Source organism: Streptomyces sp. NPDC059008 (assembly GCF_042749045.1).
GTDB lineage: Bacteria > Actinomycetota > Actinomycetes > Streptomycetales > Streptomycetaceae > Streptomyces.
The window spans coordinates 34,285-53,130 of the sequence record NZ_JBHYJC010000035.1 but is presented as its reverse complement, the minus strand read 5'-3'; the positions used below and the strand labels follow the sequence as shown (position 1 = coordinate 53,130).

Below are 18,846 nucleotides of genomic sequence, written 5' to 3'. Positions count from 1 at the left end.
CATGACCACCACCACCCGGCAGCACACGGCCTCGGTCCTGTTCGCCCAGGCCCTCCGCTACGAGAACCGCGCCGACCCCTACCCCTGCTACGAACAGCTCCGCCGGCAGCCGGTGGTGTGCACGGAGGACGGGACCTGGCTGGTCAGCGGCCACCGCGAGATCAGTCTGCTGCTCCGCGACCCGCGCATCAGCGCCGACCGCCGCAACCCGCAACAGCAGCAGATCCGCAAGAGCCTGCTGGTCGAGGACCCGCCCCGGCACGACCAGCTGCGCCGCCTGGTCACCGAGGAGTTCGTTCCCCGCGTCACGGGCATGCGCGACCACATCGACGCACTCGTCACCGAACTGCTCGACGCACACACCAGCGAGCGGCCGGGAACGCTCGACGTCGTCGGCGACCTGGCCTACCCCCTGCCCGTCACCGTCATCTGCGAACTGCTCGGCGTGCCCCGCGAGGACGAACGCCTCTTCGGCAGCCTGGCCCGCCGCCTCACCCGCGGGCTGGACCCCGTCGACACCCAGACCGAGGACGAGCTGCGCGAACTCCAGCAGGCGCGCGGCGAGTTGGTCGAGTACCTCGAAGGGCTCATCGCACGCCACGACGCCACCGCCGGCGACGACCTGCTCTCCGGCCTGATGCGCGGCCAGGCACCCGACGGCCCCATGGACCCCGTGGACCTCCGCGTCACGCTCGGCCTGCTCCTCATCGCCGGCCACGAGACCACCGTCAACCTCATCGCCAACGGCACCCTCGCACTCCTGCGCCACCCCGACGCGCTCGCCCGGCTGCGCACCGACCCCGAGCTCGCCACTCCGCTCGTGGAGGAGGTACTGCGCTACGACCCGCCGGTGCAGATGTCCGGACGCAGCACCCTGGCCGACATCGACATCGCCGGCACCACCATCCCCAAGGGCGCACGCGTCCGACTGCTCCTCGCCGCGGCCAACCGCGACCCCCACCGCTTCCCCGACCCGGACCGGTTCGTACTCGACCGACCCGACAACGCCCACCTCGGCTTCGGGGGCGGGATCCACTACTGCATCGGCGCCACCCTCGCCCGCGCCGAAGCGCAGATCGCCCTGGCCGCCCTCGCCCGCCGGTTGGAATCTCCCCGCCTGGTGGCCGACCCTCCGCCGTACCGGGAGAACGCCATCCTGCGCGGCCCGGATCGCCTCCCGGTCTCCTTCGACCGCCTCATGCCCGACCCGCGCGCCACCTGACCACCCTTCCGGAAACCGGCCACGGCCGGTCGGCCGAGGTGGTAGTACGGGACGCGGTCCGCGCCGGACGCGGTGCTCCGTCGAGGTAGGGGGTGGGGGTGACCTCTCGCTTACGGGCGTTCGCCCGGTTGGTCACGGTGGTCGCGGTCGTCACGGCCTATGTCGCGCTGCACCTGGCGATCACCGCGGCCACGGACCTGCGCGCCCGCGACCGCTTCCGCGACGCCCCGACGCGAGCCGCCGCGTTCACTCTCGCGCTGGACCGCTACGCCGACGGGGACGTGTCCGCGCGGGCGGAGATCGGTGCGGGCGACGCGTGGTTCGAGGGCCACGCCCCGCCGGGGGAGAGCCGTTCCGCGGTCTCCTCCGCCACCGGCGACGCGCGGGCGGGCCGGGTCTCCCGGGCCCGCGAGCGTATCGCCGGACTGGCGGCGCGGGTCGAGCGGGAACAGGCGGGCCTCGACCGGGACGTCGACTCGTCGAGCACGGCGGCGCTGTGCTGGGCGGCGTCCGCCGTGGCGCTGCTGGTGCCGGCGCTGTGGCTACGGCGTCGCCGCCGGTCGGGCGTCGCGGAGATCGTCGAGGTGGTCGGCCGGTTCGCCCCGCGTCAGCCGTGGTGGCGACGACCGGTGTTCCTGACGGCCAACAGCGTCGGATACGGGCTGTTCGCGGCTGGGTTCTTCGCGGTCAACACGGCCCAACGACCGAACCTGGACATGTCGCTGGCGGCGCAGGTGCTCCTTGTACCGTGCGGCCTGGCCGCGCTGGGAGCCGCCGTACTGATCCTGCGCTACACCCGCCCGCGCTCGGCCCGCGGCGCCGCCCAGGCCCTGCTGGCCGACGGCCGTGAGCCCGTGCTCTACCTGCGCAGCTTCGCCGACGACGACACCGCGGCCCAGGTCGACGACGGGGCACCGGTCAGCATCCATTCACGGGAGGAGCAGCTCGCGGGGGCGTTGGGCGCCTTCGGTCCCGTGATCGCGGTGGGCAGACCCGAGGAGCCGCTGCCGCGCCTGGGCGCGGCGCGGTGTTATCTGCCGCACGACGACTGGCAGCCCGCGGTCCTACGCCTGATGGGACTGTCCCAACTCATCGTGCTGCGCCTGGGACTGAGCGAGGGGCTGTGGTGGGAGATCGAGCAGGCCCGCGCGACCCAGCCCCCGCGGAAGCTGGTCCTCCTGGCGCTGGACGGGCTGCCGGGCATGGCCCGGCGCCTGGACGCGCTCCTGCCGGCGCCGACCCGGCTGGACGAGGTGACCGCCGGCGATCCCTCGGCCTCCGCCGTCATCACCTTCGACTCCGAGTGGACGCCTCATGTGCACCTGGTGGGGCCCGCGCACGGCGCCAAGACCCCGCGAGGCGTGCTCGCGCGCCGACTGGTTCGCGCCAAAGAGGCCACTCGGGCATGGGTGATCATGTATACGCCCACGCACCACGTGGCCCGCGCCATGAAGGCCGCCCTGGCAGCGGTGGGGGTCCGCAAACGGACGTTGGCCTGGCGGGCGCACCTCGCCACGCAGACGTCGCTGTGGAAGGGCATGCTGCTGGTCACGTCCCTGGGCCTGCTGGGCTGGCTGCTGTTCCGGGGACTGCAGTTGTTCGGCCTCTGACAGCGCGCCACTGGGGTGCTCGGCCCCCTCTCTCCCCCTCGCGGCGCCGGACGACGGTCACAGTCCGGCCTTCCTGAGAAAGGGCCTGGGAAAGGGCAGACACGTCAGGCTGCGCGCCGTAGCATCCCGACCCCAAAGAGTGTTCAGCACAAAAATCGCGTCACTTCGGGGGAAGCATGGACAGGGACGGTGCACAGCAGGGCGAGCCGGCGAGCGCGCACTCCGTCGGTGCGCAGCAGCACAGGTCGGTGACCGGCGCGGCCACCGCCGCGACCATACTGATCACGTTGGAGCTCGTGCGTGAGGTAGTGGTGTCGGTGGCCAACTGGCGGGGCTACCTCCTCGTCCACGACTACCTGGCCGGGACGGCGACGGACGCGGACCTCGTGGCCGCCGACGCCGATGCCCTCACGGCCCTGGCGTCATTGCCGACGGTCCTGGTGTGGGTCGCGGGCGGCGTGGCGTTCCTGATCTGGCTGCGGCGGGCGCGGATCAACGCCGAGCTGATGAGCGGTGCCGCCGCGCACCGCCGGTCCAGGGCTTGGGTGGTCGGCGCCTGGATCACCCCGGTCGCCAACCTGTGGTACCCCTACCAGATCGTGTCGGACATCTGGCAGGCCAGTACCCCCCGACGGCCCGCTCCTCTCGCCCTGATCAACGTCTGGTGGGCGTCGTTCGTGGCCGCCACGCTCGTCAAGCCGATCCAATGGCGCATGGCGTCGCAGGAGGACACCGAGGAGAGCTTTCTGGCCAATGCGAACCTGTCCACCCTGCTCACGGCGCTCTACCTGGTGGCCGGCGTGCTGATCATCCTCATCCTCCGGCGCATCACCACATGGCAGACCGACGAGCTCGCCCCGAGCACGCGGCCCTCATAGCGCACTCCACGCGTCGGGGAGGATCCGCGCTGGCCGGGAAGGCTCCGCCGCGCTGCCGAGTGTGCGCACCTGAGTGACGCAGCTCACGGGGAAATGGTGACAGGGTGTTGTCGCGGACGGCTGCGAGCGTCGACGTCATGACGATCACAGACGAGGACTGCCTCGCCGAGACCCTGGCATTCAACGAGCAGTTCGAGGCCACTGCCGCGAGCCGCCCCACCCGCGGGCGGGAGCCGGACGCCACCGTGCTGGCGCTTCTGCGGCGCAACCGGCTCGGTGGCGACACGCCACCGGTGAGACTGCCGCAGGGCCAGGACCGCGTCGTCGCGGACGGGGTGAGAGTCCGGGCGTTCGTGCCGGACCACGTCGACGGCGTATATCTGCACATACACGGGGGTGGTTGGGCGTTCGGCTCCGCGGGCGGGCAGGACGAGAAGCTGTGGCAGCTTGCCGTGCGAGCGCGGCTGGCCGTGGTGAGCGTGGAGTACCGCCTGGCACCGGAGCACCCCTTCCCCGCCGGACCCGACGACTGCGAGGCCGCCGCCCGGTGGCTGGTGGCCAACGCCGCAGCAGAGTTCGGCACCCGACGGCTGCTGATCGGCGGCGAATCGGTCGGCGCCCACCTGAGTGTCGTGACCCTGCTGCGCCTTCGCGACCGGCACGGCATCACCGGGGCGTTCCGGGCGGCCCACCTGCTCTTCGGCCCGTACGACCTGTCGATGACGCCGAGCCAGCGGTCGTTCGGCGCCAGGCGGCTGCTGAGCAACACCGATTCCCTACGGGGCAGCTATGAGCTGTTCACGCCGGGGATGGGGGCGGAGCAGCGCCGCGACCCGGAGGTCTCGCCGCTCTTCGCCGACCTGGCCGGCCTGCCGCCCGCCCGTATCGTCGTCGGTACCGAGGATCCACTGCTGGACGACTCGCTGTTCCTGGCCCAACGGTGGCAGGCGGCGGGTGCGCCCGTGCACCTGGGCGTCGTCGCCGGCGCGATGCACGGCTTCACCCTGTTCCCGCTGACCGTCACCGAGCGGGAACTGGGGCGTGAGCGGCAGTTCCTGGCCACCGCGGGACGGTAGCGTCGGCCTGATGAACCGCACTTCTCGGCTCTATGCGCTGGTCGAAGAGCTGCGCGCGTCGGCGCCGCGGCCGCTCACGGTCGCGGCGCTCGCCGCGCGATTCGAGGTCAGTACGCGCACGGTGCAGCGCGACCTTCAGGCGCTGATGGAGTCCGGTGTCCCGGTGCGCACCACACCCGGGCGAGGCGGGGGCTGGACGATCGACCCCTCGATGACTCTGCCCCCGATCCACTTCACGGCCGACGAGGCCTCGGCGCTGGCCGCCGCGCTGGCCGCGGCCGACGCCTGTGCCCCCTACGCCGGTGCGGCCCGCACGGCGTACCAGAAGATCGCCGCGTCGATGACCGGTCCCGCCGCGGCGGCGGCCCGCGAACTCACCGCACGGATCGTCGCACTGCCGGCGCGGACCGACTCCGCGGTCCGCGCCGCGGTCGAACGGGCCCTCGCCGACAACATGGCGCTGCGGCTGTCCTACGTCGACGCGGCAGGACGCGAGAGCGACCGCGAAGTGGAACCGGCCGGACTGCTCACCGCCGACGGCCGGTGGTACCTCATCGCCTGGTGCCGCACACGACGGGCCGGCCGCGGCTTCCGACTGGACCGGATCACCGCGGCCGCGCCAACCGGCGAGCAGGCGCACCCCCATGACCTGACCGAACTGCTGCACGGCTCGTCCGCGGCGGGTACGGTGCGGCCTACTGCGCTGGCTTTGCTGGGACCTTCGCCGTCAGGACGCGAAGGCCGGTTTCGGCCACTCGTCCGCCGCCGTTCCGTCAGTCGACCAGAACGCCCGGGTTGAGGATGCGACGGGGGTCCAGGGCGTCCTTGGCGGCGCGCAGCGCCAGTGCGAAGGGCTCCGGGCGCTGGAGGTCGTAGGCGGGGCGGTGGTCGCGGCCGACGGCGTGGTGGTGGGTGATGGTTGCGCGGTGGCGGTGCAGCACGTCGCTCGCGGCGGCTTTGATGTCGTCCCAGACCTCGACCTCGTCGCCGGGGCGACCGGCGACGGCCACGGTGAAGTAGGGGGCGGCGCCGTCGGGGTAGACGTGCGTCAGACGGCAGTTGACGGTGGCCGGGTGTCCGGTGGCCTTCAGGGCGGCGGCGCCGACCTCGGTGCGTACGGCGTCGATCAGGGTGGGAATCGTGTCCCAGGTGGCGGCGGTCTCGAAGGTCTCGACGACGGCGCCCATGCGGGCCAGGCCGTCGCGTAGGTAGGGCATGCGCAGGAACGTCGAGCGCCAGGCGCGCACGGCCGCGTCGGCGGGGGCGTCGCGGTCCGCCGTCGGCGCCGCGCCCCGGCCGCCGTGGGCGCGGGCCAGGTCCAGGGCGCTCGTGAGGCGGTCGTCGACGGGGGTGGTGGCGGATTCGAAGCCCAGGACCAGGACCGCGGAGCCGTCGTGCGAGGCGCCGGACAGCAGCGCCTCGCCGGAATCGAGCAGCCGGCAGTTGGCCGGCGCGAGGTCGGACTGGGCGATGGCCCGCACCGCGTCCAGCGCCCGGTGGAAGTCGCTGAAGGCCACGGACGTCGAGGCCTTGTACCGCGGGCGTTCCTGCAGACGCATCCACGCCTTGGTGATGACACCGAGCGCACCCTCGGAGCCGAGGAACAGGCGGTCGGGTGACGGTCCGGCGCCGGATGCGGGCAGGCGCCAGGACGTGCCGGCTCCGGCGGGCGTGACCACGTTCAGGGACTGCACGAAGTCGTCGATGTGGGTGCGGCCGGTGGCGTAGTGGCCGCCGGCCCGGGTGGCCAGCCAGCCGCCGAGGGTGGAGAACTCGAAGCTCTGCGGGAAGTGGCGCAGCGTGAGACCGTGGGGCCGCAACTGCTCTTCCAGTACGGGACCGAGGGCGCCGGCCTGGATACGCGCCGAGCGGCCGACGGTGTCGATCTCCAGGACCCGGTCCATCGAGGTCAGGTCGAGCGACAGCACGGCGCGGTGGGCGTCGCCGCGGTACTCCACGCCACCGACCACCGAGGAGCCGCCGCCGAAGGGGATCACGGCCACGCCGTGCCCGCCGGCCCAGTCCAGCAGGTCGGCCACCTCCTGGTCGCCGGTCGGTCGGGCGACCAGATCGGGGATCCGGCCGGGCCGGCCGCGCAGGGCCCGGATGACGTCGCGGTAGGCCTTGCCCATGGCGTGGGCGGCGCGCGCTTCGGGATCGGCGGTGACCAGGTGCGCCAGTGCGGGCGGGGGTGTTACGCCGGGGCGGGCGACGGGCAGGTCGGCGACCCGGGGTATCGGCAGCGGGCGGGCCAGGGTGCCCGGCAACAGGGCGCCCATGGCGGTGCATTCGGCGTCGTCGGGGTGGGCGTCGGCGTAGCCCCAGCCCCACCAGGAGCGGGTGCGGGAGGTGCCGGGGTGGGACGGGGTGGCAGGCATGAGTGTGCTCCCAGCGAAGTCCGGGCAGGCAATTTACCCAACGGAAAATTACCCTAGGGTAATATCCGGTTCATGACAACGCTCCCCTCCAAGGCCGGCACCAAGGGCGTGCCCAGGGCCGCGCGCGAACGACAGGTCCTGGCCGCGGCCACCGAGGAGTTCGGCCGCCACGGCTACGAGGCCACCACCGTGGCCACCATCGCCGCCCGCGTGGGCGTCACCAAGCCACTGCTGCACCACTACTTCGGCAGCAAGCAGGACCTCTACCTCGCCTGCCTGGACCCCGTCGGCGACCGGCTGCTGGACGCCATCCGCGCCGCGATGTCCGAACACGGCTCCGGCGCACCGCCCACCGCCCTGCGCGTGCTGCACGCCCTGTTCACCGCCCTGGACGGACAGCGCGAGGCCTGGTTCGTCCTCTACGACGCCACGCTGCCGTCCGACAGCGACGCCGCCCGACGCGCGGCGTACTACCGCGGCGCCATCGACGACCTCGCCGCGATCGGCACCGCCGACCTGCTGCACGCCACCGGATCCAGCGACCCGCTCGACGCCGACGCCCTCAAATACGCCTGGCGCGGCCTGTGCACCGCCCTGGTCCGCTGGTGGGTCCACCACCCCGACCAGTCACCGGAAGCCATGGCGCAACGCTGCGCCCGACTCTTCGCGGCCGGCCGCACCCTCCTCGCCACCGCTGACGACGGCGCGTGAGCAGGTCGGGGGCCCGGCGTCCGTGCCGCCGAAACCGCACCTGCGGGGAGGGCACCTGGCCGGCCGTCAGGAGCAAGACGGGATGTTACGAGCCACAGACCAACTGAGTACGCGTACTCACTCCCTGCCGGGTACCCGTGCCCATCCGCCGGATCCCCCGCTGACATACCGTCCCCGTATGCCCGAGGAGGCCGCACCGGCCCACACCACCACCGCCCCGACCGAGTCCCGGGCCCCCTCTTCCGCCCGCGGGACCCTCGGATGGGGCTGTGCCGCGCTCGTCGTCGCCGCACTCGTTCTGGTCGTCCCGCTCGCATGGGGGTCGACGGACATTCCCCGCGTCGCGCCCGAGGACATGGCGAACCGCGCCTTCCAACATTCCCAAGAGGCGTACGACGTCATGAGGTTCAAGCGCACCGTGGAACCAGGAGTCGAGAAGATCGGCGTCAGCACGGAGAACACGTTCGGCTCCAGCCATTGCTACGACGGGGGCCTGCTGGGACTGGACGACAAGACCATCGACGGCGCCTACCGGATGAGCCACAGATGGGCGCTGGACCACGTGCCCGCGAGCCGAGCCGTCCCCGGCCTCCGACGACTGCACCAGCACCTCAAGGACGACGACTGGGAGGTCACGTCCTACCGTGAAGGCGGTAAGGGCCAGGTATGGGACCTGTTCGTCCAGCGCGACGACGGGGAGGAGCGGATGTCCTTCACCTGGTACCCGGACCGCGAGTACTTCACCGGCAGCGCCACCGGGCCCTGCGCCCTTGACCCCGCGTGGAAGGACGGTGCCGCCGGCCTGCCCGGGGATCTCCAGAGACCACCGGTCCTCCACCCCACGCACGGGGACGGGAGCGCAGCGACCGACCAGGGCCCGCCTCTTCGATCACGTGTAAGTTCCGAAGCCGTTGCTGTTGCCCGTTGCCCGTTGCCCGTTGCCGTAGTCGGTATTCGGTATCAGGATGCGCGGTGGCCGATCGAATTGAGGAGCTGGAGTTCTTCGTCTGCCAGTCGGAGCGCGCCCGCCGCCACGTTGTCGACGAGGTGATCCGGGTTGCCTGTCCCGGGGATGGCCAGCATGTGGCCGCCTTGCTGCAGGATCCACGCGAGCCGTACCTGCGCTGACGAGACCTCATGCGCGCGGGCGACAGCGCGGACCTCGTCGTGCTCGGCCCGGACGGCGCCGGCTTCGCGCCCTTGTCCGGCGATGGAGAAGAAGGGCACGAACGCGATGCCGCGTGCCGCGCACGCTCGGAACATCACCCCTCCGTCGGGCGAGTCGATGCCGTAGCGATTCTGGACACACACCACCGGCGCGATCGCCTGGGCCTGGTTCAGGTGTTCCAGGCGGGCGTTGGAGAGGCCGAGGTGGCGGATGAGTCCGGCGTTGCGCAGCTCGGTGAGGGCTCCGAAGTGCTCGCTGATGGAGCTCTGACCCATGATGCGCAGGTTGACCACGTCGAGGTGGTCGCGGCCGAGTTGGCGCAGGTTCTCCTCGACCTGGCCACGCAGCTGGTCGGGCCGCGCCGACCGGGCCCACTCGCCGGAGGCGTCCCGGGCCGGCCCGACCTTGGTGGCGATGACGAGGTCGTCCGCATACGGTGCCAGCGCCGAGTTGATCAGTTCATTGGCGGAACGCAGCCGCGAAAAGTAGAACGCCGCGGTGTCGATGTGGTTGACGCCGAGCTCCACCGCGCGGCGCAGTACGGCGATCGCCTGCTCCCGGTCGCGGGGCGTGGCGTCGGGTACCAGGGCCGGGCCGGTCTGCGGCAGGCGCATCGTGCCGAAGCCGATCCGGTTGACCGTCAGGTCACCGAGCACCCACGTTCCCGAGGCGGCTGCGGAGACCGTGCACGACGACATCCGTTTCATCAGCTCCATCCGATCGTCCTCGCCCCTCGACGGTTCGGGGCGAGGCGGGCCCTGGAGTATGCGCAGGTGACAGCCGTGACGGAAAGGTTCGGAGCGCCAGGGGAATGTCACAGCACGACGGGGAATCCTGAGCACGCACTCCGCGTTACTCCTACTGACGGTTTCTCCTCGTGCCTCCGTCAGGAGCGGAGCCGGAGGAGCAGGTCACGAGGACGTCGCCGCGGTACGTACGGCAAGCCGTGAGCTGCTGGCCCACCTCAACCGCTGACCGCGTCAGTCCCCGTCACTCCCCGTCAGTCCCGTCAGCACCGCGTCAGTCCTCGTCAGCCACGAGGCGACGTGCGAGTTCGATCAGCTCGGCCAGGCGCAGCACCCGTCCGCCGAACCCTGGCAGGGGGATATGCAAGGCCTGCGTCCAGCGGGCAGGGATCGCATCCAGTCCGTAATACGCGCCCGCGAGACCTCCGGTGACCGCGGCGATGGTGTCCGTATCACCGCCGAGGTCAATCGCCGCGCGAAGGGCGCCCTCGAAGCTGGTCGTGGTGCGCAGGGCCCAGACCGCAGAGCCCAGGCAGGGCCACACTGCACCGTTGAACTCGGTTGCCTGGTCGGGGTGCCAGTCGGTAGCCAGGACTGTGGCATATCGCTGGCGATGGTCGGGAGGGACGAGATCCAGAATGTCAGGAAGGGCGCAGAGGGGCTCGACGCCTTCCAGGGTGCGGCGAATGAGTTCGTGGAATATGGCGGTGCCTTCCCAAGCGGCGCGGTCGCCATGGGTAAGAGCTGCAATGCGCCGGGCGGCATCCATCGTCGGCAACCGTCCGGCTCCGGCAAAGTGGATCGCAGATGTCGATGCCCTCATCAAGGAGCCGTTGCCGGCTGCTCGCTGGTTGACTTGGAAATGCATGGCGGCGGCCCGATCCCACGGCATGGCGTTTGTCAGCACGTCCTCCACCGCACCCCGGCTCCGGGAACCGGGCAGAGAACGCACCCGGGGGACCGAACTCGAAAGGGGCTCCCAGCGCATCACCCACCGCTGAGCCGACAACGGTCGCGATGGCCCGCTCCATACGCTTCATTCGCGCAGGCTATCGGCGTCACACCACAGCCACGCCGGCGATTTCCTCTTCCAGCTTCCAGCTTCCAGCTGCCGGACACCGGCCGCCGTCGCCGGAAGGCATTCTGCTTGTGCGCTGATAGCGGGAGAGCTATGCAGAGCTGAAGATCCAGTGCTGCGGATCGTCGATGCGTAGGGACTGTGCGGCCAGGCGGACTTGGGTGGCGGGCCGGCCGGACCAATGGTGGGTGGGGCCGCTGTTCGCCGTTTCTTCGCCAGGAGCGACCCTAAACTCGACCTGGATTTCCCGGGTGGCCGGGATGCGCGGTAGGCCACACCGGATCATCCGGCGCCGGACGTCCCGACAGACGCGGGAGTGAATCCCCTGCCAGGGATAACCGACGACGCGCGGTGATGATGAGATGGGACCGAGCCGCGGTCACCCCGGCCTGCAGGTCCAACCAGCTTTCGTCGGGAGTCAGACCCCGCCGGACCTTTATGTGCATACGCCACAACTGCTCGTCGAGAGCATGCGCGGCCTCCGCGATATCACGGTCGGCAACAACGTTGACCAGGCTGATCGCCTCGTTCCAGGGATTCCAGTCAACCGTGGTGGAGACGACCATCCCCTGCGGAGCGGACGCAGGACGATGGGCCTCCATCACGCTCAGCCCCGTCAACGCGACGGACGACTCCTGCAGCACACGCAAACACGCCGCCACTTGCTGATCGCGGTTCCAACTACGGTCCTGCGCCCGCCTGCTGACCACACTGCCGGCGAAAACACCGATGAGCGTGGTCAAGACCGCCCCCACAGAGGGGACCAGCACACTCCATACGTCCGTCACCAACCCAGTGTGGGGGAGCGGCAAAGGACCTCTCATCGGTATACGGGGCGGATAGCCCAGATATGCGCCAGAGGGCGATGCATGCCGTCGCCGATTCGACGCACTGGTTCTGCAGCGTCCGTCGTACGTGCACCGCGGCCTGGCTGCGCCCGGTCGAGTGACCGTGTGGGTCTCTGCCTGCTCCCGGCCCAGCCTTAGCAGTCCGATGCCAGCCCTGCCGGCCTCGCGGACCACGTCCGCGCCCTGGCGTCGCGGAACGGAACCGTCACCAGCTGCCGAACGCGCACGGGCCCAGCCCGGTGACAGGGCTGTCCAGGACGGCCCCGACGACGTGACCACACCAGCCGCACCAAGATCATCTCTCGTGACGGGGTAGCTCCGGGCGACGTCCCACGGAATCCGAGGGTGCGACGCAGCTTCGGCGTCAAGAATCGGCGGATGCGTGAAGTGAAACCGTCCGACGGGGGCATCACTCTGTCGGCGCTGCGCCTGGAGGATGTGGATCCGCACACTCGGCAACCTGACGCGCCTGGCCCGAGCCGTTCACCTGGGGCCGCGCGTCAGCCTTCGTCCACGCTGGACAGCGCTTCGGCGATCAGGCGGGTGGCGAAGTCACGGTCGTCGGTGAGTCGGTTGATGTGCTCCGCGAGCAGGAACGCGGTGGCTTCCAAGGGGTTCATCTCGTCCGTGGTCCAGTATCCGTACTGCTTGCGCCACAGGCTGGGACTCAGTCCGGTGCCAGCAGCGACGAGCAGCCCAGCCATGGTGGGGATGACCTCGGGACGGATGCTCCTGGGCATCATGCGCATCGTCGCCACGAGGTTGGGCACCACGTACTCGATGACGTCCTTGTCGTGCTCCTCGTAGGCCATTCGCAGCCACTGCATGAACATGTAGATGAGCGTGCATGCGCCATCCAGCAGGTCATCGACGGCGCTGGGGCCCAAGGACGTGGCGAACTGGTCAGTCAGCGCTTGTTGCTCGGCGTCGGTCTGGGCCTTGTCGTCGTAGATCGCTTTGAGCCGAGAGTCGACCATCATGAGCGCCGCACCCACATCACCGGCGGGAGCGTGCTGGGGGTCGCAGGGCGATGACACAGGACTCCTCCTCAACGGCCGTGGTAACGCGGCGTGTCTGCACAGTAGCCCGCCGATGCGGCGAGGGTCGAACGAATCCTGATGAAGGACCCTCGGGTGCCTTTACTCAGATCGGTCGAGGCGCCCTGCACCCGCTTCGACAGCACACGCTTCGAAGCCGGCGCATGACAGGCCCTGCGCCGCTCCAGGTCTCCACTTTCGGGGGGCGCCACGCTGATCCTTCTCCGGCAGCTGGGGCAATTTGACAGACAGTGGTCATAGCGCGGCCGTCCTTCGGGAACTTCTGGGTGGGCAGCCGGCGAGGCCGGCCGACCGAGCGCACTGTGACGATTCTTTTGAGAAAGGGACTCGCCCACGACATGGCCGAGCCGGAAGCCACTGAGCCCGATCCGACGTTGTGCGGCCTGTGCGGCGTGCAGCTGACGCCCGCAACGGAAGTCTTCACCCTGGTTCCAGACTCTTCCGCCGTCCACCCCTATAACGCGGACCTCGACGGCATGCGACGTCTGGGAGCCTGCAGTCCCGACCACCTCGGCGAGCTCCAGCAGCACTACCGGCAACGGCCCTACATCAAGGAAGAACTCTGGGCCGGAAAGATCGCACGCGCCCTGCGCCTGCAGCCCGACCTCGACAAGGAAGAACTCTCCGAGGTGACCGACCTGAACTTCCTCCAGATCGAGCGCAGCCTCACCTGGGAGAGTGAACGGTTTCTGCGCGACACAGCGCCAGGGGGCGAGGGGACACGTCCCGAGGGTGGCCCGCACAACGCTGACGGCCCAAGCTGATACCCCCACCGCGGGCGTCCCGGCCCTGCGACGGCACGTACCTAGGGGCAGGGACCCAGGCCGCGCGGCCGGGCGGGAGTCGTCGACCTGCAGCCGGTCACGCGGAACTCGTATCGCATGGGCGCGCGCTCCCCGGGAGACAGCAGAGGGAGCTCACGAGGCCGGTCAGGACTCGTTCCGCGCCGCCCGTACGCTCTCCTCTCCTCCAGTGCAGCCATCAAGTCCACTGGTGGCGGGGCTTTCGCCGGCTCCATCAGCTCTGAGGGCGTGGGCGGCGCGGAGCAGGCGGCGGCCGAGTTTCTCCAGGTAGGGGGCGAGTTCTGGGGTGCCGTGGATGCTCTGGGTGGGGCCGAGGTCGATGCCGAGGAGTTGTTCGGCGATGTGCTGGGGGTTGTCGGCGGCGAAGTCGAGGGTGCTGGTGGTCTCGTCGAGGGGGCGTACGCGGTCGGGGAGGGAGTAGGTCCGGGCACGCGCCGTGGCGGCGTCGACGGGGACGGTGGCGTGGAAGGTGTAGCGGGCGGGGGCGGCGGCCAGGCGCGCGGCGACGTACGCGGCCGCGTCGGTGGCGGGCAGTTCGCGCGGGCCGGCGCGGTGGCCGGTGGGGGTGGGGTCGGTGAGGCGGTCGACGCGGAAGAGCCGCCATTCGTCGTGGTCGGTGTCGTAGGCGACGAGGTACCAGACGGGTGCGGCGGCGACCAGGGCGTGCGGTTCGGTCCGGCGCCGGCCCGTGACACCTTTCCCGGTCCGGTAGGTGAAGGCGGTGATCTCGTGGTCGCGGCAGGCCGCGGCCAGGGTGGCCAGGACGGTGGGGTCGGCCTCGGGTCCGGTGCTCCAGGGCACGGGGAGCGGGGAGGTGGTCGCCTGGAGCGTTGCCACTTGGTGGCGCAGCCTTTGGGGTAGTACCTGTTCGAGTTTGGCCAGGGCGCGGACGGCGGTCTCCTCGATGCCGGTGACGCCGCTGGTGGCGGTGCGCAGGGCGACGGCGATGGCGACGGCTTCCTCGTCGTCCAGGAGGAGTGGGGGCAGGTCGGTGCCGGCGGCCAGGCGGTAGCCGCCTGCGGTGCCGGTGGTGCCTTCGACCGGGTAGCCGAGATCGCGGAGCCGCTCGATGTCGCGGCGAATGGTGCGCAGGGTGACGCCGAGACGTTCGGCGAGTTCGGTGCCGGACCAGGTGCGGCGCGTCTGGAGCAGGGAGAGCAGGCGCAGCATGCGGGCGGGCAGGTCCTGGGTCATGTTTTTCAGACTGCCAGGCATTGGTGACGCGAGGTGTCCTAAAGGGCTCCTATCGTCGGAAACGTCCGAGCGTCGAGGAGCCTCCTCGGTGTGACGGCAGGAGCCCCTTCCCACCCGAAGCGGTGGTCGATCAGGAACAGCCGGACAGTGGCCCGGCGTGACCGCGGCGGGCCCGCGGCTCCCGACACATGACACCGGCGCGCCCTCACTGACCGTGAGGTCAGATGTGCCGCACAGAGACAGGAAAGATCATGATTACCGGAGTGAACACGACCGTGGTCTGGGTGCTGGACCAGGACTCGGCAAAGGCGTTCTTCACCGACAAGCTCGGCCTGGAGGCGCGTACGGACGTGCCGTTCGGTGAGGGCATGCGCTGGGTCACCGTAGGTGCCAAGGCCCAGCCGGAGGTGCAGATCTCCCTGATGGTCCCGGGCCCGCCGGTCATGGACCCCGAGTCCGCCCGGCAGCTCACTTCGCTGATCGAGAAGGGTGCCCTGATCGGCTGCACGTTCACCGTCGAGGACTGCCACGCGGCCGTCGCGGACCTGTCCGCGCGGGGCGTGACCTTCCTCCAGGAGCCGCAGCCCAGGCCATGGGGCATCTCCGCGACCCTGCGCGACGACGCCGGAACCGTGTACGAGATCCTCCAGCTGCACCACCCGGGCCAGCGAGCAGCCGGCCAGACCCCCTGAGCGCAGCCGCCGCAGCAGCGCACCACGCCGGCGGCCGGGAGGACGAGGCCGTCCTCCCGGCTGCCGCATGGCCCTCGGGTGGCCACACCGGCGACCAGCAGAAACGATGACCACAGCCAACCCCTTCGGGCCCCCGACAACAGGGTGGAGTCATGGCATACGACGAAGTACTGGCGGAACGCGTCATGGAGCGCCTGGAGCCCGAGGGAGTGGTCGCGAAGAAGATGTTCAGCGGCCTGACCTTCCTCCTCCACGGAAACGCACTGGCCAACCTGTACGACGAGGGCCTCATGGTGCGCGTCGGCAAGGAAAGGAACGACGAAGCACTGGAGCACCCCGGCGCCGCGCCTCTGGTGATCCGAGGCAGGGAACAAAGAGGCTGGGTCCTGCTGGCGGAGGAAACCCTCGACGACGACGTCCTGGACGACTGGCTGACCTGGGCCATGGACGCCACCGCCGAGCTCCCGCCCAAGTGACTTGATGGGGGCCACTCCCGGCGGCCGGGTGGCTGCTGGCACCACGGTGCGAAGTGGCGACCCGGGTCGCACGACGGTGGTCATGCGCTGGCCATCTCGTTGCGTGCAGAGTGAGGGTGCGGATGCAGGAGCGGCCCGTACGGCCCGGTTCTCGTAGAGCTACGGCGAACGGACATGTAGCGCTGGGGGATGCTCGGGGTCGGGCTCGGTGCGAGGGCCAGCGGTGCAGCGGTGTAGTGGTTGGCGGTAGCAGTGGCTCCGCTTCAGGATGGGCTATCCGACTTCTGTCGCCTGGCGGCTCGTCAGGGTGCTGTCGTAGTACCTGCCGGATCTACTGCAGCGGGGCCCCACCGTGATCAGCGCGACCTGCGGCGGGGGACTCCGGCCGCAGGGGCGAGGTGTGCGCATGTGCTGCGGCAGTGGACGGGAGGCGGGACGGATGGGGCATCCGGCACCCGGCATCCCCTAGGGACCCCCAGGGGTTTTCCCCCCTCACGGCTCGGGGGGTCGCTCCATGTCCCAGCGGAGTGGCCGACAGGCATGATCCATGCATGACTTTATGGCGAACAAAAATCCGAATTCTGGCTGGCGTGGCGGTCCTCGGCGGTGTGGCGGCCCTGCCGGCTCCGGTCTCGGCGGTGGCCGGCTCCCACAGCGAGCGGGCACAAGGCGGCGCCGTCGTCTCCGTCGAGCAAGCGGCCGACCTCACAGCGGAGGAAGTGGCCCGGGAACTCCAGGGAGAGATCGACTCGTCCCAGGTCCGCTACGGAGTGACTGCGTATCGGGTCACCTACCGCACCACTGACAGCGCGGGCGCCCCCACGACCGCGAGCCAACTCGTCGTCCTGCCCAAGAACGGGGCGCGCCACCTGTCCACCGTCTCCTGGCTGCACGGCACCACCGTCTACCGCAAGGACGTCGCCTCGGAGAATCCGAAGTCGAACGACCGGCTCGTCGCCCTGCTGTTCGCCTCGACCGGGCGGGCCGTTTCGGCGCCCGACTACGTGGGCCTCGGCTCGGGCGAAGGCTTCCACCCCTACGGTGACCCTCGGGCCACCGTCGCGGCCTCGGTGGACGGCCTGCGCGCGGCCCGTACCTTCGCCCACCGGAACGGCCGGGAGCTGAAGCGGAAGGTTCAGGTCAGCGGGTTCTCGCAGGGCGGACCCGCGACCATGCTGGTGGGCCGGGCGCTTCAGCAGAAGGGCGCCGACCGCTACTTCCAGCTGGGGGCACTCGCCCCGGTCAGCGGCCCCTACAACCTCTCGGCCTTCGAGGCCGACGCAGCCGACGACAAGATCGTCAAATCCGGCCTCTACCTCGCCTACTTCGCCACCGCCTGGAACAAGACGTACGGCCTCTACACCTCACCCGGCGACGTCTTCCGCTCCCCCTACGACAGCAAGGTGGAGGTCCTCTTCGACGGCCATCACACCACCGGGCAGATCGCCAGCGCACTCCCGGCTGCCTCCAAGGACCTGTTCACCGAGGACTTCCTGAACAAGATCCGCAAGCCCGACGGTCTCCTGAAGGACAAGCTGCGCCCGATGGACAACACGTGCAACTGGCGGCCGAACGTACCGGTGGAGATATTCCACGGCCGAGGCGACAAGGACGTCGACTTCAGTCACGCGGAGTACTGCGCCGACCAGTTGACCAGGAACGGCGCCGCACACCGGCTGACCGACGTCGGCGACTACGACCACAACGGCTCGGTGAGGCAAGCCCTGCCCCAGATCGTCAGGTTCTTCGACGAGTCGGCGAAGACCGACTGAGGCGCTCCACCGGCAACGGTGGCATCACATCACCATGCTTGGCCGGTACTCCTTCTACTCCTTCCGGCTTCCCGATCTCCTCGGTTACCTGCGCCCGTTGCGCGACCGCGTCGCCGACGTTGATCTGGAGTTCGCCAGCAGGCCGGCCGATAGTTCCGGCTGACCGGGCGTCGGGGTCAGGCACTTGTCGGTGGGAGCGGCTGTGTGCAGCAAGGCGGGGCGGAGCGAGAGGGGTGGAGCGAGGGGGAGCGAGGGGGGCCATCGCTGACGGTGAGAGGTAGACGGTGCGCCATAGCAGGGCAAACATTGGCTGTTGGGGCACTAGGGCGGGATGTGTCCGTAATTCCGTTAACGGGGTGATCTTGTTCACCCTGCCGCTTTTTGGATCTTGGTAGCGGTCTGAGCTAATCTCGCAGCTCACCACCTGGCCACACCCGACTCGGGCTCAGCCGGGGGATATCAGGGGGAAGACGGCACGGGGAGCCGTTCAGTTTCCACGCCAAGCGGCGTACCCGTATGCCCTCTTCCCCCCACCTACAAGGGGAAAGTGTACGTGAAGACCAATTACATCCGAATAGCAGCAGCCACCGCCGCGGCAGCAGTCGCCCTGGGCGTTGCCGCACCTGCCGCGAGTGCTGTCGAGGCTCAGTCGGGCACCACCGCCGCATCGCAGGCCACCGAGTCGCTGCAGCCGACCGCAGGCGATGTCCGTGACCTCGTCTCCCGGATGCGTGCCGACGGGGCCGACGCGAACCAGATCCGCGAATTCGAGCAGTACGCACAGCAGTTGGAGAACCCCGACGCCCACAAGCGCAGCAAGCGTGCCCTGGGCATGGGGACGATCGTGCGCAAGCTGATCGTCGCCGGCCTGCGTCACGGCGGCGCCTGGGCCGGGAAGATCGTCGGCAAGGTCAGCAAGAAGAGCGGTGCCTTCATCTCCCGCAACGGCGGCAAGATCGCCGATGCGATCGAGGACGTCGAGGGCTGGAGCGAGACCGCACTCGCCATCGCCATGGTGAAGGCCGGCGTCCCGACCGACGTCGCGTATGACATCGCCAAGGCCATCATGATGGTCGCCCTCTAGGCAGGCGACTTCGCGGGCGGCTTCCCCTGGTTCGCATCGAGTCAGGGGCGCC

Annotated in this window: 18 protein-coding genes and 1 pseudogene; 13 read left to right on the top strand and 6 right to left on the bottom strand. The window is 70.1% G+C overall.

From position 1 onward, the window contains the following. Nucleotide 1 precedes the first annotated feature (1 nt). The 5 genes from ACFWZH_RS29975 (at nt 2) to ACFWZH_RS29955 (ending at nt 5,585) form a co-directional block, all read left to right on the top strand. Nucleotides 2-1,222: a cytochrome P450 gene (locus tag ACFWZH_RS29975; protein WP_384438098.1), complete on the top strand. Its 1,221-nt coding sequence runs from the start codon at nt 2-4 to the stop codon at nt 1,220-1,222. Between the two features lie 98 nt (nt 1,223-1,320). Then, on the top strand, nt 1,321-2,832 hold the full coding sequence (locus ACFWZH_RS29970; RefSeq protein WP_384438095.1) for a transferase: 1,512 nt from the start codon (nt 1,321-1,323) through the stop codon (nt 2,830-2,832). Between the two features lie 176 nt (nt 2,833-3,008). Further along, nucleotides 3,009-3,710 carry a DUF4328 domain-containing protein gene (locus tag ACFWZH_RS29965; protein WP_384438092.1) on the top strand — a complete coding sequence of 234 codons (702 nt, stop codon included), beginning with the start codon at nt 3,009-3,011 and terminating at the stop codon, nt 3,708-3,710. A gap of 137 nt (nt 3,711-3,847) precedes the next feature. Next, nucleotides 3,848-4,786, top strand: a complete 939-nt coding sequence (locus ACFWZH_RS29960) for an alpha/beta hydrolase (protein ID WP_384438090.1) — start codon at nt 3,848-3,850, stop codon at nt 4,784-4,786. A gap of 10 nt (nt 4,787-4,796) precedes the next feature. After that, on the top strand, nt 4,797-5,585 hold the full coding sequence (locus ACFWZH_RS29955; RefSeq protein ID WP_384438088.1) for a helix-turn-helix transcriptional regulator: 789 nt from the start codon (nt 4,797-4,799) through the stop codon (nt 5,583-5,585). Here the strand turns inward: ACFWZH_RS29955 and ACFWZH_RS29950 are convergent. After that, the gene (locus ACFWZH_RS29950; RefSeq protein ID WP_384438085.1) at nt 5,560-7,164 is read right to left on the bottom strand and encodes an FAD-binding oxidoreductase; all 1,605 of its coding nucleotides are present in this window, start codon (nt 7,162-7,164) and stop codon (nt 5,560-5,562) included. The genes ACFWZH_RS29955 and ACFWZH_RS29950 overlap by 26 nt on opposite strands. A 72-nt stretch (nt 7,165-7,236) precedes the next feature. Between ACFWZH_RS29950 and ACFWZH_RS29945 the strand changes: the two genes are divergently transcribed. Continuing rightward, nucleotides 7,237-7,875 (top strand): TetR/AcrR family transcriptional regulator, encoded by a 639-nt coding sequence (locus tag ACFWZH_RS29945; RefSeq protein ID WP_384438082.1) that lies wholly within the window; start codon nt 7,237-7,239, stop codon nt 7,873-7,875. Between the two features lie 178 nt (nt 7,876-8,053). Continuing rightward, nucleotides 8,054-8,926: a hypothetical protein gene (locus ACFWZH_RS29940; protein ID WP_384438079.1), complete on the top strand. Its 873-nt coding sequence runs from the start codon at nt 8,054-8,056 to the stop codon at nt 8,924-8,926. Here ACFWZH_RS29940 and ACFWZH_RS29935 read toward each other — a convergent pair. From ACFWZH_RS29935 to ACFWZH_RS29920, 4 genes and pseudogenes are all read right to left on the bottom strand, one after another. Then, complete coding sequence (locus ACFWZH_RS29935; RefSeq protein ID WP_384438076.1) at nt 8,836-9,759, bottom strand: aldo/keto reductase; 924 nt, start codon at nt 9,757-9,759, stop codon at nt 8,836-8,838. The genes ACFWZH_RS29940 and ACFWZH_RS29935 overlap by 91 nt on opposite strands. Before the next feature lie 304 nt (nt 9,760-10,063). After that, nucleotides 10,064-10,829, bottom strand: a pseudogene (locus tag ACFWZH_RS29930) (ADP-ribosylglycohydrolase family protein). A gap of 265 nt (nt 10,830-11,094) precedes the next feature. Beyond that, nucleotides 11,095-11,610 (bottom strand): hypothetical protein, encoded by a 516-nt coding sequence (locus ACFWZH_RS29925; RefSeq protein WP_384438073.1) that lies wholly within the window; start codon nt 11,608-11,610, stop codon nt 11,095-11,097. A gap of 605 nt (nt 11,611-12,215) precedes the next feature. Next, nucleotides 12,216-12,752, bottom strand: coding sequence for a hypothetical protein (locus ACFWZH_RS29920; RefSeq protein ID WP_384438070.1), 537 nt, complete (start codon nt 12,750-12,752; stop codon nt 12,216-12,218). Nucleotides 12,753-13,075: 323 nt separating this feature from the next. On the opposite strand from ACFWZH_RS29920, the gene ACFWZH_RS29915 reads away from it, so the two are divergent. After that, entirely contained in the window at nt 13,076-13,537 is a 462-nt protein-coding gene (locus ACFWZH_RS29915; protein ID WP_384438067.1) for a hypothetical protein, read from the top strand. A gap of 165 nt (nt 13,538-13,702) precedes the next feature. Here the strand turns inward: ACFWZH_RS29915 and ACFWZH_RS29910 are convergent, their stop codons facing one another. Continuing rightward, nucleotides 13,703-14,770, bottom strand: a complete 1,068-nt coding sequence (locus ACFWZH_RS29910; protein WP_384438064.1) for a helix-turn-helix transcriptional regulator — start codon at nt 14,768-14,770, stop codon at nt 13,703-13,705. A gap of 251 nt (nt 14,771-15,021) precedes the next feature. On the opposite strand from ACFWZH_RS29910, the gene ACFWZH_RS29905 reads away from it, so the two are divergent. From ACFWZH_RS29905 to ACFWZH_RS29885, 5 genes are all read left to right on the top strand, one after another. Then, nucleotides 15,022-15,462, top strand: a complete 441-nt coding sequence (locus ACFWZH_RS29905) for a VOC family protein (protein WP_384438061.1) — start codon at nt 15,022-15,024, stop codon at nt 15,460-15,462. Between the two features lie 152 nt (nt 15,463-15,614). Further along, nucleotides 15,615-15,938: a TfoX/Sxy family protein gene (locus tag ACFWZH_RS29900; RefSeq protein ID WP_384438058.1), complete on the top strand. Its 324-nt coding sequence runs from the start codon at nt 15,615-15,617 to the stop codon at nt 15,936-15,938. A gap of 551 nt (nt 15,939-16,489) precedes the next feature. Beyond that, complete coding sequence (locus ACFWZH_RS29895) at nt 16,490-17,710, top strand: lipase family protein (RefSeq protein ID WP_384438055.1); 1,221 nt, start codon at nt 16,490-16,492, stop codon at nt 17,708-17,710. A gap of 34 nt (nt 17,711-17,744) precedes the next feature. Then, complete coding sequence (locus ACFWZH_RS29890; RefSeq protein ID WP_384438052.1) at nt 17,745-17,873, top strand: hypothetical protein; 129 nt, start codon at nt 17,745-17,747, stop codon at nt 17,871-17,873. A 390-nt stretch (nt 17,874-18,263) separates the two neighbouring features. Beyond that, nucleotides 18,264-18,794, top strand: coding sequence for a hypothetical protein (locus ACFWZH_RS29885; RefSeq protein WP_384438049.1), 531 nt, complete (start codon nt 18,264-18,266; stop codon nt 18,792-18,794). Nucleotides 18,795-18,846: the final 52 nt, after the last annotated feature.

Excerpts from the sequence above, each read along its gene's own strand:
- ACFWZH_RS29975 (WP_384438098.1), top strand. The coding sequence starts at position 2 with ATGACCACCACCACCCGGCAGCACACGGCCTCGGTCCTGTTCGCCCAG.
- ACFWZH_RS29965 (WP_384438092.1), top strand. The coding sequence starts at position 3,009 with ATGGACAGGGACGGTGCACAGCAGGGCGAGCCGGCGAGCGCGCACTCC.
- ACFWZH_RS29960 (WP_384438090.1), top strand. The coding sequence starts at position 3,848 with ATGACGATCACAGACGAGGACTGCCTCGCCGAGACCCTGGCATTCAAC.
- ACFWZH_RS29955 (WP_384438088.1), top strand. The coding sequence starts at position 4,797 with ATGAACCGCACTTCTCGGCTCTATGCGCTGGTCGAAGAGCTGCGCGCG.
- ACFWZH_RS29950 (WP_384438085.1), bottom strand. The coding sequence starts at position 7,164 with ATGCCTGCCACCCCGTCCCACCCCGGCACCTCCCGCACCCGCTCCTGG.
- ACFWZH_RS29945 (WP_384438082.1), top strand. The coding sequence starts at position 7,237 with ATGACAACGCTCCCCTCCAAGGCCGGCACCAAGGGCGTGCCCAGGGCC.
- ACFWZH_RS29940 (WP_384438079.1), top strand. The coding sequence starts at position 8,054 with ATGCCCGAGGAGGCCGCACCGGCCCACACCACCACCGCCCCGACCGAG.
- ACFWZH_RS29935 (WP_384438076.1), bottom strand. The coding sequence starts at position 9,759 with ATGGAGCTGATGAAACGGATGTCGTCGTGCACGGTCTCCGCAGCCGCC.
- ACFWZH_RS29910 (WP_384438064.1), bottom strand. The coding sequence starts at position 14,770 with ATGACCCAGGACCTGCCCGCCCGCATGCTGCGCCTGCTCTCCCTGCTC.
- ACFWZH_RS29905 (WP_384438061.1), top strand. The coding sequence starts at position 15,022 with ATGATTACCGGAGTGAACACGACCGTGGTCTGGGTGCTGGACCAGGAC.
- ACFWZH_RS29900 (WP_384438058.1), top strand. The coding sequence starts at position 15,615 with ATGGCATACGACGAAGTACTGGCGGAACGCGTCATGGAGCGCCTGGAG.
- ACFWZH_RS29895 (WP_384438055.1), top strand. The coding sequence starts at position 16,490 with ATGACTTTATGGCGAACAAAAATCCGAATTCTGGCTGGCGTGGCGGTC.
- ACFWZH_RS29890 (WP_384438052.1), top strand. The coding sequence starts at position 17,745 with ATGCTTGGCCGGTACTCCTTCTACTCCTTCCGGCTTCCCGATCTCCTC.